The organism is Ktedonobacter sp. SOSP1-52, from assembly GCF_016587395.1.
Genome location: NZ_BNJH01000006.1, coordinates 587,305 through 602,953, shown reverse-complemented (window position 1 = coordinate 602,953; position 15,649 = coordinate 587,305). Strand labels below are relative to the sequence as shown.

Annotated in this window: 13 protein-coding genes; 7 read left to right on the top strand and 6 right to left on the bottom strand. The window is 55.6% G+C overall.

What is annotated here, in order from left to right; translation table 11 throughout:
* The first annotated feature begins 10 nt into the window (after positions 1–10).
* Positions 11–880, top strand: a complete 870-nt coding sequence (locus JMJ16_RS47775; RefSeq protein ID WP_201392152.1) for a carbohydrate ABC transporter permease — start codon at positions 11–13, stop codon at positions 878–880.
* 67 nt (positions 881–947) lie between these two features.
* Entirely contained in the window at positions 948–2,279 is a 1,332-nt protein-coding gene (locus tag JMJ16_RS47770; protein ID WP_201393128.1) for an ABC transporter substrate-binding protein, read from the top strand.
* A gap of 84 nt (positions 2,280–2,363) precedes the next feature.
* Here JMJ16_RS47770 and JMJ16_RS47765 read toward each other — a convergent pair whose 3' ends face one another.
* The 5 genes from JMJ16_RS47765 to JMJ16_RS47745 all read right to left on the bottom strand — a co-directional run bounded on the left by JMJ16_RS47765 (position 2,364) and on the right by JMJ16_RS47745 (position 9,521).
* Positions 2,364–3,608 (bottom strand): NarK/NasA family nitrate transporter, encoded by a 1,245-nt coding sequence (locus JMJ16_RS47765; RefSeq protein WP_201393126.1) that lies wholly within the window; start codon positions 3,606–3,608, stop codon positions 2,364–2,366.
* 69 nt (positions 3,609–3,677) lie between these two features.
* Positions 3,678–4,487 (bottom strand): uroporphyrinogen-III synthase, encoded by an 810-nt coding sequence (locus tag JMJ16_RS47760; RefSeq protein ID WP_201393124.1) that lies wholly within the window; start codon positions 4,485–4,487, stop codon positions 3,678–3,680.
* A 16-nt stretch (positions 4,488–4,503) separates the two neighbouring features.
* Positions 4,504–4,836 (bottom strand): Rieske 2Fe-2S domain-containing protein, encoded by a 333-nt coding sequence (locus JMJ16_RS47755; RefSeq protein ID WP_201393121.1) that lies wholly within the window; start codon positions 4,834–4,836, stop codon positions 4,504–4,506.
* 36 nt (positions 4,837–4,872) lie between these two features.
* Entirely contained in the window at positions 4,873–7,323 is a 2,451-nt protein-coding gene (gene nirB, locus JMJ16_RS47750; RefSeq protein ID WP_201393119.1) for a nitrite reductase large subunit NirB, read from the bottom strand.
* Positions 7,324–7,397: 74 nt separating this feature from the next.
* The gene (locus tag JMJ16_RS47745; RefSeq protein WP_374229183.1) at positions 7,398–9,521 is read right to left on the bottom strand and encodes a molybdopterin oxidoreductase family protein; all 2,124 of its coding nucleotides are present in this window, start codon (positions 9,519–9,521) and stop codon (positions 7,398–7,400) included.
* A gap of 522 nt (positions 9,522–10,043) precedes the next feature.
* On the opposite strand from JMJ16_RS47745, the gene JMJ16_RS47740 reads away from it, so the two are divergent.
* The 5 genes from JMJ16_RS47740 to JMJ16_RS47720 all read left to right on the top strand — a co-directional run bounded on the left by JMJ16_RS47740 (position 10,044) and on the right by JMJ16_RS47720 (position 14,800).
* Positions 10,044–10,496 carry an ATP-binding cassette domain-containing protein gene (locus JMJ16_RS47740; protein ID WP_201393115.1) on the top strand — a complete coding sequence of 151 codons (453 nt, stop codon included), beginning with the start codon at positions 10,044–10,046 and terminating at the stop codon, positions 10,494–10,496.
* On the top strand, positions 10,415–11,713 hold the full coding sequence (locus JMJ16_RS47735) for an ABC transporter ATP-binding protein (protein WP_201393113.1): 1,299 nt from the start codon (positions 10,415–10,417) through the stop codon (positions 11,711–11,713). Before JMJ16_RS47740 ends, JMJ16_RS47735 begins: the two co-directional genes overlap by 82 nt.
* Before the next feature lie 167 nt (positions 11,714–11,880).
* Positions 11,881–12,453: an ECF transporter S component gene (locus tag JMJ16_RS47730; RefSeq protein WP_201393111.1), complete on the top strand. Its 573-nt coding sequence runs from the start codon at positions 11,881–11,883 to the stop codon at positions 12,451–12,453.
* A gap of 68 nt (positions 12,454–12,521) precedes the next feature.
* Positions 12,522–13,433: an energy-coupling factor transporter transmembrane protein EcfT gene (locus JMJ16_RS47725; RefSeq protein ID WP_201393109.1), complete on the top strand. Its 912-nt coding sequence runs from the start codon at positions 12,522–12,524 to the stop codon at positions 13,431–13,433.
* A 410-nt stretch (positions 13,434–13,843) separates the two neighbouring features.
* Positions 13,844–14,800 (top strand): S1C family serine protease, encoded by a 957-nt coding sequence (locus tag JMJ16_RS47720; protein WP_201393107.1) that lies wholly within the window; start codon positions 13,844–13,846, stop codon positions 14,798–14,800.
* 230 nt (positions 14,801–15,030) lie between these two features.
* Here the strand turns inward: JMJ16_RS47720 and JMJ16_RS47715 are convergent, their stop codons facing one another.
* Positions 15,031–15,456, bottom strand: a complete 426-nt coding sequence (locus JMJ16_RS47715) for a hypothetical protein (RefSeq protein ID WP_201393105.1) — start codon at positions 15,454–15,456, stop codon at positions 15,031–15,033.
* Positions 15,457–15,649 lie beyond the last annotated feature (193 nt).

Below are 15,649 nucleotides of genomic sequence, written 5' to 3'. Positions count from 1 at the left end.
GTTCGATGCTATGTCCGCCACACGTTTATCAGAGTCTCGTCAGAAGCGCGCGTCCGGCTGGTGGGGCGCTCAATTACGACGCGGTGCACGCTACCTGGTGATTATCATCGCCACACTCATCGCGGTATTTCCCATTTACTATATGCTGGTCACCTCGCTGCTGACCACGCATAATGCCTATGACGTGGTGCCACATATCCTGCCTGATTGGGAGTGGTCAAACTATGTACGCGCCTGGAATATGGCTCCCTGGTTGCAGTATTTTGGCAATAGCCTGTTCGTCGCGCTCTGCACGATTGTCCTGGCGACATTGACGTCGCTCCTGGCTGCCTATGCCTTTGGGACAATGAAGTTCCCCGGTCGTCATGTGCTCTTTATGCTGCTTCTAGGGATCATTATGGTTCCCTCAGAGGCCACGCTGATCCCCAGTTACCTGCTCGTCTCAACCTTCCACTGGATCAATAGCTACCAGGCGCAGATTATTCCTTTTGGGGTCAGCATCTCTGGCATCTTCTTGTTACGCCAATTCTTCCTTGCGCTTCCCCCCTCGTTGTGGGAGGCGGCCCAACTTGATGGCTGTTCGCGCTTCGGTTATCTCTGGCGGGTGGCGGCGCCCCTGGCTCGCCCGGCCCTGGCGGTAATCGCGCTACAGATATTTATCGGTAGTTGGAACGCGTTTCTCTGGCCCTACCTGGTAACCAGCACCGACGCGTTTCGCCCGGTTGAGGTTGGCTTGCGCGCCTTTGTCGCCGACGAAGGCAACGATCCAACCGGCCTGGCCGCTGCCGTTGCCTTTACCACGCTACCAGTGCTAGTCGTCTTCTTGATCGCGCAAAAGCAGTTCATAGAGGGCATCTCCGCTGGCAGCACAAAAGGATAAGTTTCACATCGATAGACCATTGTTTCGCTTTTTTATTGATTGAAGTATTGAAAGGACTGATATTTCCATGCGTCGTGCCTGGTTTAGTATGACCCTGGTGCTCCTTGTTATAGTGCTCCTCTTGAGCGCGTGTGGGGGCGACCCCGCAAGTGGCAATAGCGGCGATAACAGCAACAACACCGGTGTTCTGGATGCCAATAAAAAATACACTGTAGACTTCTGGGAGGCCTTCTCGACTGGCGCGAATAAGACCGCCATTGAGAATCTCTCCAAGCAGTATATGAGCCAGCATAAGAATGTCACCATTAAATTGCAGGCCTATGACTCCTACGATACTTTGAAGACAAAGCTGACCGCCGCCATCGCCGCCAATAACGCACCCACGATGGCACAGGTCTATGAGAGCTGGGCTTCGAAGTATCAGCAATCGAACGCGCTTGAGTCCTTGCAGCCCTACATCTCAGGGCAGAACGGCCTGAGCCAGAGCGATATCAGCGACTTCTATCCCACCATCTGGAAGGATGGACAGATCGACGGTACGCAATATATGCTACCCTTCAACAAAAGTGTTGAGGTGCTCTACTACAACGAGGATGTGTTGAAGCAGGAGGGGATCGCGGTCCCCACGACGACCGACGAGCTGAAGGCTGCCATCACGAAGGTTACCAAGACCGATGGCTCACGCTGGGGTCTCTCCTTCACACCCTCAGTTGACGAGTGGGCGACACTCTATAAAGCCTTTGGTGGTGCCGACTTTGTTTCTAGCGATGGCACCAAGGCCGCCTTTGGCGATGGAGCTAATGCCCAGCCCGCTCTAAAGGCCTTGAGCGATCTCACGCCCCTGGTCAAAGCAGGCAATATCCATGTGACCAAGCTCTATAGCTGGCAGAACGACTTTGCCGCTGGCAAATCTGCCTTCGCTATCAGCACTGTCGCCAGCTATCCCTTCATCAAGAGTTCCATTGGTGGGAAATTCAACTTCTCAGAGGCCGTTCTGCCCGGTGGCTCCGCAGGCAAGTTTACCTCGCTCTATGGCACCAATATGGCGATGTTCTCCAGCGCCAGCACGGATGCCAAGGCCGCCGCGTGGGACTTTATGAAGTACTTGACCAACGCCGATGCGAATGCTCAGTTCGTCAAGGCGACCGGGTATATGCCTATCCGCAAATCCGCCTATGAGGGCTCGACGTTGAAGAGCTACTTCGAGCAGAATCCCGCGCGCCAGGCTGGCCCCGAGTCACTTCAGTATGGCTTTGTGCCCAGCATTCTGCCCGCCTGGGACGACTGCCGCACAGTCATCACCAGCAATTTTACCAGCGCGCTTACCAGTCAGCTTTCCGAGAGCGCCGCCTTGCAGAAGATGACGCAGGGCTGTAGTACAAAGCTAGCTGAAGGCTAAGATACCTTATGTAGGAAATGATGTGATGCCCCGTGTAGCCTGAGGCTACACGGGGCATCACATCATTTCCTACATACGTCCCATTTACGCTCTAGAGGCTTGAGGATAGATCTCTGTACCCTCTGCCTCAGCCGCCCAGGACGAGCGCCAGCTTGCCCGTAAGGCGGCTAGCAGGCGAAGAACGGCCAGGACCACAAACGCGAAGATCGACAGGATGATCCAGCCCGCAGCATAAGAACCACTCGTCTGTTTGATTGACCCCAGCAGGAAGGGGAGAACAAAGCCGCCGATACCACCCAGGGCGCCTACCAGGCCGGTCGCGATCCCAATCGTGCGCTGGAAACGCTGTGGCACAAGTTGGAAGACCGCGCCATTGCCCATGCCCATAAAGGCGATGCCAACGATGAAAAGGGCCCCTGTAAAACCAATCGGCAGAAGCAACGAGGCCAGTGCGTACGTGCCAGCAATCAAGAGCAGCAGGATGGAGAGCACACGCACACCTCCCAGCCTATCCGCAATGTATCCCCCCAGCGGACGTAGCGTACTTCCGGTAAAAGCAGCGCCAGCAGCCCAGTAGCCCGCCTCCACTCCTGGCAACCCAAACTGGTTATGATAGAACTGGGGCAGGAAGGTTCCCAGGCCAACAAATCCGCCAAAGGTGACGCTATAGAGCAGGCAGAACCACCACATATCCGCTGTGCCCAGGGCGCGCACATAACTGGCGATGGGTGCCGCTTCAGGGCGCGTTGGACTCTCCTTCGCCAGCAACACAAATGCCAGCAACACCAGCACCAGGGGGATCATCGCCAGGCCCAGGACGGCATGCCACCCATAGGCTCTCGCCAGGCTGGGGGCCGTGGCGTTGGCTATGACGGTACCGATATTGCCCGCCGCCGCAATTCCCATCACGAGACCCTGCTGCGTGGGAGGATACCAGCGACTGGCCAGCGGCAGCGCCACTGCGAACGAGGAGCCTGCGACCCCAAGCATCAGGCCAATGCAGAGCACCTCTGGAAAGCTTACCGGCAGCAACCAGCCCAGGAGCAGGGGCAGAAAGAGAAATGTCAGCAAGCCTATGCCAATCCACTTCCCGCTATAGCGATCACTGAGCAGTCCCGCAGGCAGACGGATCAGCGAACCACTGAGCGTAGGTAAGGCGACCATGAGTCCCTGCTGCGCAGCATTGAGCTTGAGTTCGGGCGCGATAAAGACGCTGAGAGAACCCAGGAGCACCCAGATGGTAAAACAGGTATCAAAGTGGAGAAAAGAGGCGATCACGGTCGAGATAGAGCCGGGACGCGCGCTTCCCTTCGTAGATAAAAAAGGCATAAAGAACTCCCTTTCTTCGCTTGCTAAATACGGAGAAATAGTATCGAGGAGTGCAGCCCTTAACTGCAGCTACGCCAGGTAGCTGACAAGGGCTTTCACCAGGTGTCCCATCTTTGGATGCTCAGGGATAACGCGCGGTGTCACCCCATAGCTCTGCAACACTCCAGTGCAGGTCGGGCCAATGGAGGCCACAAGCGTCCTAGTATTGAGGGCCTCGGTAAGCTGGCTACTGAGTTGAAGCTCCTGGGCGATGCGAAACAGGTGCCGGGCCTGGACCTGGCTGGTGAAGGCAAGCGCATCTATCTCGCCCGCGACGATGCTCTTAACCAGGCTACGTAAGGGCGCCAGGTCTGTGGGTAGCAGCCATTCATAGAGGCAAAGCTCCTCCAGCCGGGCACCACGCTGGCGCAATTCTTCCGTGAACTGGGCGTTGTGCTCACCATAATGCACCACACCTGTGACTTTATCCGCCAGATCAAAGGGGGCCAGCACCGCCAGAAGCTCATACGTGGTATAGGGCTCTGGAGCGCTGGCGGCCACGGGAATACCATAACGCTTCAGCGCTGCGACTGGTTTCGGTCCACGACACACAATCGTCGTAGCACGCAACGCCTCCACTAGCTCTACCTGGCAGCCTAACTTTTCGGCCTCACTATACAGAGCTGTGACTCCTACACCGGTAAAGAAAACAAGCATCTGGATCTCTCCCCCTGAGAGCCGGACGAGAAAATTCGCGACCTGCGGCCCACACTCTCGCGCTACCTCGCGCACCGCAGGTACGCTCACCAGGTTCAAGGCTCCATGACGGCGCAGAAGGTCGGCCATCTCTCCCGCCATGCGCGTCTCAAGTAGCACGATGCGTGCGTGCTGCAATGTCATATGTATGCTCCTTGTGCTACAGGCTCAGCAGGATCTCGCCTGCCTCGCTTACCTGGAGCACGTAGGTTTTGAGCGCCGGGCAGGTATTGCCAATCGACTCGCCCGTTCCCAGGTCAAACCTGAAGGAGTGTAAGGGACAGATAACCTGCTCATCGCCCGTCAGGCCGTCCGCCAGCGGGCCTTGCCGGTGGGGACAGGCGGCCTGCGTGGCGAAGAGTTTGCCGCTACGTGTGCGGAAGACGGCGATCTCGGTCTCTCCAAGCTGAAAGGTGCGTCCCTCGCCCAGAGGCAGGCGCGTCTGTGGACCAAGGTTGTAGACGACCTTGCCCGGTGGTAGCATGATACTCATCGATGTTCTTCCCCTTTCGTCTCGTCGGTTAGCTGTTTAGGGTACAATGCTTGTTCCTACTGGTTGGAGTGCTTCGGCGAATTGCGCGGGGGTCGCAGGCTGGTGGGCCTCCTGCCAGGGATCGACATAGGCATCCACCGCGGCCTGGATCTCCTGGTCCAGCCTGGAGGCGATGCCCTCGCTGTCTTCGACAAGCACCTGGCGCAGGTACTCGATTCCCAGGCGCTCCACCAGGTCATAGGTACGCTCCAGGTACCTGGCGTTCTCACGATAGTACTGCATAAAGCGTCCCATGTAGAGCAGTACCTCGTCATGGGTCTCAACGGTACAGAGTACATCCCCTTTGCGCACTTTCGAACCCGCGCCTCCGCCAATATAGATCTCCCACCTTCCTCCCTCAATCGCCATAGCACCCAGGTCTTTTGTCGTCGCCTCTGAGCAATTGCGTGGGCAACCTGTCGTCGCCAATTTCATCTTGTGTGGAGATTCAACACCCTGGAAGCGCTTCTCGATCTTGATCCCCAGCCCGGTGCTATCACCCACGCCATAGCGGCAGAACTCCGAGCCGAGGCAGGTTTTACAGGTGCGGAAGGCCTTGGAGTAGGCATGGCCCGAGGGCATGCCCAGGTCGCGCCAGACATCGGGTAGGTGCCTCTTGGGAATACCAACGAGGTCGATACGCTGTCCGCCCGTCAGCTTGACCATGGGCACATCGTATTTGAGCGCCACATCAGCGATACGCCGGAGCTCCTGGCCCGTGGTCACGCCTCCATAGATACGCGGAATAACGCTAAAGGTACCGTCATTCTGGATATTAGCGTGTACCCGGTCATTGATAAAGCGTGCATCTCGCTCATCTTCGTACTCTTTGCCCCAGATAGTCTTGAGCAGGGAAGCCAGCCCGGCCTTGCTGGTGGGATCTTCCTTGCCGTCTGCCAGGGCGCGAAAGACCGCTGAGACACTGCGCAACTCCTGCTCTTTAATGGTCTTGATGAGATCCGGCTTCTTCAATGGGACACCCGGAACATAGTAATGCAGCGCGGGATCATCGACAACCAGCCCATCGGAGGCCAGTTCCAGCAGGGCTTGAACCTGAGGCTTACAGGAGCCACAGCCAGTTCCAGCACGCGTGGCGTTACAGAGCATAGGCAGCGAGCGCTTCCCCTCGCGCACCGCCGCGACGATCTGCCCCTTGGAGACACCATTACAGTTACATATCTGTGCGTCATCCGGCAGGTCGGCGACATCGAACGCTTTACTCTCGCCAGTCAGCGCAAAAAGTAGCTCGGCACGGTTCTCTGGCAACTTATCGCCACGGTCAAAGTGTTGCAGCAAGCGCGGTGTAGTCGGCCCATCGCCCATGACAATCGCGCCCAGCAAGCTACCATTGCGAATGACGAGCTTCTTGTAGATACCACGGCCCGGCTCGCTATAGGTCACGACTTCGTCGTCTGGCAGACTACGATCTTTCTCGCCCATCACAGCCAGCTCCATACCCATGACCTTTAGCTTGGTCGATTCCTTGGAGCCACGATAGAGCGCGTTGGCCGTAGGGCTGGTCAAACGTTCAGCAAGGACGCGAGCCTGCTCCCAGAGTGGCGCGACCAGTCCATACACCCTGCCCCGGTGCTCGGCGCACTCGCCAAGTGCAAAGACATCCTGCGCGCTGGTCACAAGGCCATCATTGACTAGAATCCCCCGCTCACAGGCGATACCCGCCTGACGCGCCAGCTCCATATTAGGACGGATACCCGCCGCGATGACCAGCATATCGCACTCCAGACGTGTGCCATCTTTAAAGCCCAGGCCCGTGACGCTTGTCCCTCCCACGACTTCTGTCGTGAGCTTCCCTAGCCAGAGCTGAATGCCCAGTTTTGCGATCTCGGCCTGAAGCAGCTCGCTCGCTGGTTCATCCAGTTGCACATTCATAAGCGAAGTCGGCAGGTGGACCACGTGTACCTTGCTGCACCGGTTGGAGAGGCCACGGGCTGCCTCTAAACCTAGAAGGCCCCCACCGATGACGACGGTGCTACGCGCCTGGGCGGCGTATTTGATCATTGCGTCACAGTCATCGATGGTGCGAAAGGCAAAGGCCCCCGTTTTTAGTCCCCCATCCTCTCGCAGCAGATTCTTCAATGGCGGGAGAAATGGCTTGCTGCCTGTCGCGATCACGAGTTTGTCGTAAGTCGTGATCGTCCCATCGCTAGCATAGACCGCCTTATTCTCGGTATCAATGGTATGAATGTGCATGCCAACGCGCAAATCGATATGATGCTGTGCGTACCATGCGAGGGGATTGATAAAGATATCCTGGGGATCATGGCTCCCCGCCAGGACATTTGAGAGCAGAATACGGTTATAGTTGCCGTAGGGTTCGTCACCAAAGACGACGATTTGATAGCGTTCATTTCCACCGCGAGCCACAATCTCCTCTACTAGCCTCGCTCCCGCCATGCCATTGCCGATCACAACCAGGCGTTCCTTCATGCAGGTTCTCCCTCCGCTTGTTCTAACTTCTTATGCGAAAACCAACGCCGCTCTCGCGGCTAGCGCTTTCGCGCTCAGGTTTTCGAAGAGGCACTAGCGCGTTCGATGCGAACCGCGCACACTTTAAACTCTGGCATCCGGCTGGTGCTATCCAAGACCGGATTGGTTAAGCGATTGACCGCATCTTTCCCTCCCCAGTGGAAGGGTACGAAAAGCGTATCTTCACGTATGTCCGAAGTGATCTTGACTGTGCCACAGATGGAGCCTCGGCGCGTGGTGAGCCTGGCGCGCGCTCCCTGCACCAGCCCATAGTGGCGAGCCGTGGTCGGGTGAATCTCGACGAAAGGCGCTGGGGCCAGCTCGCGTAAACGTGCTACACGCCGCGTCTGCGTTCCCGATTGATATTGCGCCAGCACACGCCCGGTCGTTAAGTAGAGGGGATACTCCTCGTCTGGAACCTCCGCTGGCGACTGGTGGCGCACGGGATGGAAGCGGGCCCGTCCGGAAGGTGTATGAAATGTCTGCTGAAAGAGCCGGGGCGTGCCAAAATGCTCCTCGCCTGGACAGGGCCAGAAGACCCCATTCCTGGCCTCGATCTTTTCATAGCTCATACCCGCATAATCCGCGCTCCCCCGTGCGCTGGCGCGACCCAACTCCTCGAAGACCTGGCGCGGCTCGCCATAGGCAAAGTAGCGCCCCTTCCCCAGCAATTCAGCCAGTTGACAGAGCATCTCGACATCTGTTTTCACTTCAGGTGGGGGCGTAAAGGCCCGTCGACGGCGAATGACGCGACCTTCAAGATTTGTCATGGTGCCCTCTTCTTCGGCCCATTGGGCCGATGGCAACACCACGTCGGCCAGTTGCGCGGTCTCCGAGAGAAAGAAGTCAGAAACCACCAGGCAGTCAAGCGCCTTGAGCCGTTCCTGGATATGCAGCGCGTTAGGGCTTGAAACCACGATATTGGAGCCAACAACCAGCAGCGTGCGCACGCCTCCCTCCTGCCCCAGGCCCTCTAGCAGCTCATAGGCCGATTTTCCCGGCCCGGGCAACTCCGACTCATCTATCTCCCAGACCTCAGCTATATGCTGACGCGCTCCTGGATCGCTAATCTTGCGATAGCCAGGGAGCTGGTCGGCCTTCTGGCCGTGTTCGCGCCCACCCTGACCATTCCCCTGCCCGGTTATACTACCAAAGCCGCTATAGATACGGCCAGGGAGGCCGAGTGCCAGCGCGACATTAATGTAAGCCAGGGTATTGCTCACTCCCTGGCTCTGTTGCTCGCTGCCACGCGCCGTCAGGATCATCGCCGAGCGTGCCCTTCCAAGCAGATGCGCAGCCTGGGTAAAGAGCGCCTCCGGAACGCCTGTGGCGCGCTCGACCAGTTCCGGCCAGTATAACGCAACACGCCCCTTGACCTGCTCAAAGCCCTCTGTCCGTTCGGCGATATAGGCTTTATCAATCAAGCCTTCTCGCACGAGGATATGCAGCAGTCCATGCGCCAGGGCCGCGTCCGAGCCAGGGGTCAGGCGGAGATGCAGGTGTGCGGCACGTGTGGTCACTGAGGCGCGTGGATCAATGACGATCAACTTCCCGCCATTTTGGCGTTGGGCCTCGAAGTACTGCATGAGGGGCGGCATGGTCTCCGCGATATTGCTGCCAATGAGCAGAATGACTTCAGCATGGGAAATGTCTTCCAGAGGAAAAGGCAGGCCACGATCAAGACCAAAGGCGGCCTGGCTGGCTGCGGCGGCCGAGGACATGCAGTAGCGTCCATTATAATCAATGTGCGAGGTTCCCAGAGCCACACGCGCAAACTTCCCCAGGAGATAGGCTTTTTCGTTTGTGAGCGAGCCACTCCCAAACACACCCACTGCATCGCGTCCATAGCGTTGCTGGGTCGCCTGAATAGCGGCGGCGACATGCGCTAAGGCATCTTCCCACGAAGCGGGAACCAGCCCTCCCTGCGCATCACGCAACAGAGGCGTACGGAGGCGGTCGGGGTGATTGAGTAGCTCAGCGGCGTTCCAGCCTTTGACACAGAGGGACCCGTTATTGACGGGAAAGTGTTCGTTCCCCTCGACCGTAACCTGGTCGCGAGGACCAGAGAGAAGCATGCCGCATTGAAGGGCACAGTAGGGACAATGAGTCGCGACCTGTTCAGTCGCTTTCTCCACGGATGGCGCAACGGTATTATGCACTTGTTCCCCCAATAAGACGGCTTTAACGCGTGCTCCCGCTAAACATCCGTGTTTAACAGAAGCCTCATCTCCTTGAGTGAACCAATCGCTTAGCCAGGGTATGGCTGGCAAAAATACTGCTGCATCGCATGCATACCCATCAGGTACTGGTTACTACTCGACACGCACTAATTCTTGACTCGTCATGTTAAATATTCACATGAAGCATCGCTAATACAGAGTGTACCATCGCATTAACGCAGGCGTTAGATACAAAAAGCATAAATTTAGCGTCCGCTCTTTTGTATGTTTTGCCGAAAGCTTCCTGGCACCTTCTCGCCTTATTGCCAAAGTTGCGTTTGTTGATCTACTTTATCATTATTGACAAATCCAGCTTTTCTTGAGTAATATATAAGACATAAGCTCTTCCCATTTTATAGCCTGCTTCCCACGCTTATACATAGAATAATGCTTATGCTTTAGCAGCGTCGGGCAGCTTGCTCGCACTTATTTCTTTATTTTTTACACCATTGAGGTCGCCCAATGACGACATCCGTACAACAAGACAGTTCTACCCCTCCTCCAGCCATCCATGTCCATCAGCTAAGCTTTCGCTATCGTAGCGCCAACGAGGATGATACAAGCCCCAAGACATCTACGGAGGAGGCTTCGGCTCCCTCTACGATTGAAGATATTTCTTTTACTCTCCCGGCGGGAGAACTCTTATTGATTGCTGGTCCTAGCGGCAGTGGCAAAAGCACACTGATCAAGTGCTTGAATGGGCTTATTCCCAATAGCTATAAGGGTGTGCTCAGCGGCGAGATTCAGCTCCAGGGGCACACTACAAAGGGCCTGAAGCTGCGTGACCTGGCTCACTATATTGGGACGATGCTCCAGGACCCGATAAGCAGGTCGTGGGCAGCACCGTGGAACAGGAGATCGCCTTTGGCCTGGAGAACCTGGCCGTGCCTCGTCCCGAGATGCGCCAGCGTGTAAGGAACTCCCTAGAGCAGCTACACCTGGAGCGCTATCAGGGACGCGAAACCTTCGCCCTCTCCGGAGGGCAGCGCCAACAGGTCGCGGCGGCTGGCATCCTCGTTATGCAGCCTGCGATCATGCTCTTCGATGAGCCCTTCGCTAACCTGGATGCCCGCGCGATTGATGAACTGGAACAACTCATCGCCAATCTGCGGGCCGAGGGACGTACTGTAGTGATTGTGGAGCACCGGGTTGAGGAGGCCCTGCGGCTCAATCCCGATAAGGTCCTGCTCCTGCGCGAGGGCAAACAGGCCTTCTTTGGCCCCACCGCCCAATTCTTTGAGATCGCCGACCCTACCCAGGTCAAGCTCCCAGTTGAGGCCACGCTACGCACAATACCTGCAACAGCACAACCGCGCGATTGGCTGCTTCAGCCCATTACCCTGGGTGAGGAAGACCAGCAGCAAGCAACTGAGCCCATTCTTCGCTTTGAGGATGTCCACTACCGCTACGGGCTCTTCTCCGAAGAGATCCTGCGTGGCATCTCGTTTAGCGTACAGCGCGGGGAGACCATCGCGCTGCTCGGGCCAAACGGTTCGGGGAAGACTACCCTGGTCAAGCAAGCCCTCGGCCTGCTCCGTCCCACGAAGGGGCGCGTTAGCCTCTATCAGGACGATACACGTAAGCTCAGTGTGGCCCAGTTGGCCGCGCGCATTGGCTATGTCTTCCAGAGTCCAAACGCCATGCTCTTCGCACCTAGCGTGACTGAAGAAGCCAGCTTTGGTCCCACCAACCTGGGCTTTACAAAGGAGCGCGTCCAGGAAGCAGTGCAGACCTCGCTTAAAGCCCTTGATGTCGATGTCTTTGAGCAGCGCTCTCCCTTCTCACTCAGTTTTGGTCAACAGAAACGCGTCACTATCGCCTCGGTGCTTGCTATGCAAAGCAGTATTCTTCTGCTTGACGAGCCTACGGCAGGCCAGGATCACCGCTCATATATGAATTTTATGGAGCATCTGCGCGGCCTACCCGGCCTGGATGCACTGCTCTTTATTACCCATGACCTGGACCTGGCGCTACGCTTCACGCAACGCGTCCTCCTGCTTAAGGATGGGCACTTGGTTGCCGATGGCGCGCCGCTTGAGGTGCTCTCGGACGCAAAGCTCCTGGATGAATGTAATCTCCGCCCTACCTCTCTGCTGCACTACCTCTTAGGTACACTGCAACAGGTGAGCTAGACGCTCTCTTATCAGGAATTTTTCATGAAAGGAGGTGCATTACAGGGATCTATCTTTACCGGGGAAAGACTTTTTTACGGCCCTTGTATTTTCTTTTATCATTGCTACTCACTATTCACCCTCTTCGAGCGATTAATTTTGTTTTATCGCGGAAAGGATATTTCTCAATGGCAACCATTGAACAAACCGAGTCCAGGTCCAATTTCTGGAGCATTAGCGTTCGCCACGTGGTCTATGCAGCGCTTGGTGCGGCTCTTTACGGCGGCTTAAGCTACCTGAGCAATTTTATTCAGCTTCCCAGCGCGGGCAATGTCTCGCTGCGCCCGGCCATTGTTATCCCCCTGCTCTTCGCGGTCCTATATGGCCCCTGGGTCGGACTCTTCGCTGGAGGCATAGGCAACATTCTGGGTGACTGGCTCGGTGGCGGCTTCTACTGGAACTGGGACGTTGGTAATGCTCTTATCGGCTTTATCGCTGGTGTGGCCATCTTTTACACACTTGGGCGCTACAATACCACACGTAAGATCGTTATCGCCGAGGTCTTTAGCGCTATCGGTATTATCGTTGGTCTCGCCTTCGCTTCGTACACTGAGATCTGGCTCTCGAAGATCAGCTTTACAACGGCAACCCTCGGGTACCTGACACCAGCAGCCCTCTCTGACCTGGTGAATGGCTTGATTCTGCTGCCAATCTTGCTTGTAGCATATAATGCGGCGGTGAGACGCACTGGACGCGGTTAAGAGACGCACACGGAGCATACCTCTCAGGTGTGCTCCATACCTTTCTTTGATAAGGGTAGGCCCATGCTATGCTAATAAATTTTCCCTATGTCGAGCGCGACACACCAGTTCATCGTCTAGATGTGCGCGCAAAGCTGCTCTTTCTGGTCGCTTTCAGCCTGATGGTCGCTCAGACTTCGAATTTCTGGTTCATGCTGGCAGCATTTCTCGTATCCGCTTTCTATTACCAGCAATGCCATCTACATTGGCGAGAAACCAGGACAGCCTGGCGCTTCGTCATTGTGCTCAATATCATGATTGTACTGGGCAATTTCTTTTTAACCAATGGCGCGATTGTGCGCGGTGTGGATGTCGCTTCTTTCCATGTTCTCACACATATCTCCTTTCCCGGCTTCATCTCACATGCCCCCTATCTCAGCATTATTTCGCTTCCAATAAGCATCGAAAGCCTGGTCTTTCTCCTGACGCAGGCGCTCCGCAATTTTAGCATCGCTTTCCTGGCGATTTCATTCCCCTACACCACCAACCCGGGCCATATCGCATCTGGCATCAAAGGCCTGGGCCTCTCTGACTGGATCGCCTACGCCATCGAACTCTCATTTCGCTTCCTTCCCAGCGTGGGCCGCGATTTTAGTACGACGCTTGACGCCCAGCGCGCACGCGGCTTTGAGCTTGACAAGCTGCGCGGCGGCATCTTCGGTAAGATCGCGCGCCTGGCCCCACTCATCGTACCTCTGGTCATAGGCTCCATTCTAGGAGCAGAAGATATCATCAGCGCCATGGAGCTACGCTGCTTCGGCGTGGGCAAACGCACCTGGCTCTATGAAGCACATGCGCGCCGCAGTGATATCGCCTTGATCGCTCTCTGTATCATAGCCTTCGTCTGCGTAACGTCATTCAATATTCTTGGTGGCTTTTCAAGCTTCAGCATCTTCCACACACTCCATACTCAGGGCATCCCCGCCTCCTGGCTACATTAAATATATTTGGGATGTATAGCGCTTTTGTCGTACAGCAAAAGCGCTATACATCCCAAATATATTCCTCTCCAGGCATTTAGGAGAGCGTTACACTGAAAGCATCACGTATACTTGTTATCAAGCCAATTGATCGCTCTACCTGGCCTGCACTGCGCTCCAATCGGGCAACTTTAAGGCATTCCCATACGTGATAGAGACAACACCTCAACCATATTACGTGCTTCTAGTTTAATTGAGAACTTCTTACATATCGTCCGATTACTTTAGATAGTATGATAGTGCATCCCATCCATTATAGGGTCCATGCAAGCATGGACTCCTCCCGCTCGCCGGGATAAGTCTGTAGGGTCCAAGCTAGCTTGGACTTGTGATTAAAGTGCCCACCGTGGCTCTCAAGAAAGGGTAGAGCTATGTATGATCCTAATGCCCATGATGATAGCCATCATGGGGAACTTGAACGCACAAAAATAACCGAGCCGACACCAAGCTACCGGCCAGCAGATAACTGGTCGCCTCGGCAGGTATACCAGCCCTGGCAGGCTTATAATCAAGAGTACAAAGAGTACTACAACGCACCTACCGTGGGAGCGCGTCCATCCCCACCACAGCCCCACAATGACCGCGTTCTACGCTCCATACTCCTGACCCTGCTGTGCGCAACCGCCTTTGGGGCAATGCTCTTTGGGGCTGGCTGGACCTTTGGTCGCAACAGCGTCGGCACCGGAATCCCATCTGTACAGCCTATCGCAGTTACCTCTATGAGCGAGGCCCGTCTCAAGGTAGTCAGCCGCATTCAGCCCTCGATGGTGCAGATCAACTCGCAGCAGGAGACCAGCAACTCTGTTGGTTCTGGCGTCATCGTCGATCAGCGAGGCTATATCGTCACCAACAATCACGTGATCAGCAACGCCCAGAACATTCGCGTTCAGTTGCCCAATGGACACCAAACAGCCGGCCAGTTGGTGGGAGCCAATGCCGATTATGACCTGGCGATCATCAAAGTCACTACATCCACGCCACTTACACCCGCGACCCTGGGTGACTCCTCCGGGCTTCAGGTGGGACAGGATGTGCTCGCCATCGGTAGTCCGCTGGGCATCAGCAAAACTGTCACCAGCGGCATCATCAGCGCGGTTGGACGCACGATCTCCGAGGGGCATGGCGTCACCCTGCACAGCGCGATACAAACGGATGCCCCTATCAATCCGGGCAATAGCGGCGGCGCCCTGGTCGATATGCAAGGGAACCTGGTCGGTATCCCCACGCTGACGGCGATTAATCCCGAATTCAATACGCCTGCCAACGGCATGGGCTTTGCCATTCCCTCCAACAAGGTCAAAGAGGTAATGGACCAGTATATCCGCTAGCCTCGCGGCTTCAGCCTTTTATTACAGCTGTGTACATATGGAGAGACAGGTAAAAATTCACATGAGTGATGGGGTAGGATTGGCAGCAGATAGCTGCCAATCCTACCCCATCACTCATGTGAATTTTTCTAAATTTAGAAACGCCTGAAGGCGTTCCTCGCCCATGAGAACAGTCCAGGTTTGCCTGGACCCTACAACGTGTCGATATACCGATGATAAGTGTTAGAACGCTAACTTGCACGCACGCCCTGCAAAACCACCTGGCGCTTGGCCGTCGATGTCTTGCGCTCAGAGAGGGCCATCTCGAACAGGCGGAACAAAGCCAGGAGATCCACATGCTGTTTCAGTATATAGAGGTGGCGCCTGGTTGCCGCCTCAGCCAGGGGCTCATCAAAAATCTGGACACAGGAGAGGAGGGCCGGGACATCGGCTAGTTCCGACTGCGCATGTAAACGATCATAGAGTTCAATCCCATTCATATCGGAAAGAGCATAATTGAGTAAGAAGACATCAGGCTTTAGCTCTCTCGCCACATCCAATGCCACTTCGCCAGAAGAAATATAGATGAGATGGTAGTGCTCGCCTCCCCACGTGACTTGCAGGCCAGACACCTCATTCGCAAAGGTGAGATGCCCCACCACCAGAATCTTCTTCATAAAAGTACGTCCTTTACTTTTTGTAATAGATAAAAACCAGGCTCTTCTTGAATGTCACAGGTGCAAAAATTCACATCAAGAGCTGGCTGCTGTAAAAAGGTATAATGATGCTCCATTCTAATACGCATCAGCGAACAGAAGAGTCTCACTTATATCTTTTTCCCTATACGGAAGAGCCTGTATCTTCTCACGC

Excerpts from the sequence above, each read along its gene's own strand:
- JMJ16_RS47775 (WP_201392152.1), top strand. The coding sequence starts at position 11 with ATGTCCGCCACACGTTTATCAGAGTCTCGTCAGAAGCGCGCGTCCGGC.
- JMJ16_RS47770 (WP_201393128.1), top strand. The coding sequence starts at position 948 with ATGCGTCGTGCCTGGTTTAGTATGACCCTGGTGCTCCTTGTTATAGTG.
- JMJ16_RS47765 (WP_201393126.1), bottom strand. The coding sequence starts at position 3,608 with ATGCCTTTTTTATCTACGAAGGGAAGCGCGCGTCCCGGCTCTATCTCG.
- JMJ16_RS47760 (WP_201393124.1), bottom strand. The coding sequence starts at position 4,487 with ATGACATTGCAGCACGCACGCATCGTGCTACTTGAGACGCGCATGGCG.
- JMJ16_RS47755 (WP_201393121.1), bottom strand. The coding sequence starts at position 4,836 with ATGAGTATCATGCTACCACCGGGCAAGGTCGTCTACAACCTTGGTCCA.
- nirB (WP_201393119.1), bottom strand. The coding sequence starts at position 7,323 with ATGAAGGAACGCCTGGTTGTGATCGGCAATGGCATGGCGGGAGCGAGG.
- JMJ16_RS47740 (WP_201393115.1), top strand. The coding sequence starts at position 10,044 with ATGACGACATCCGTACAACAAGACAGTTCTACCCCTCCTCCAGCCATC.
- JMJ16_RS47730 (WP_201393111.1), top strand. The coding sequence starts at position 11,881 with ATGGCAACCATTGAACAAACCGAGTCCAGGTCCAATTTCTGGAGCATT.
- JMJ16_RS47725 (WP_201393109.1), top strand. The coding sequence starts at position 12,522 with ATGCTAATAAATTTTCCCTATGTCGAGCGCGACACACCAGTTCATCGT.
- JMJ16_RS47720 (WP_201393107.1), top strand. The coding sequence starts at position 13,844 with ATGTATGATCCTAATGCCCATGATGATAGCCATCATGGGGAACTTGAA.
- JMJ16_RS47715 (WP_201393105.1), bottom strand. The coding sequence starts at position 15,456 with ATGAAGAAGATTCTGGTGGTGGGGCATCTCACCTTTGCGAATGAGGTG.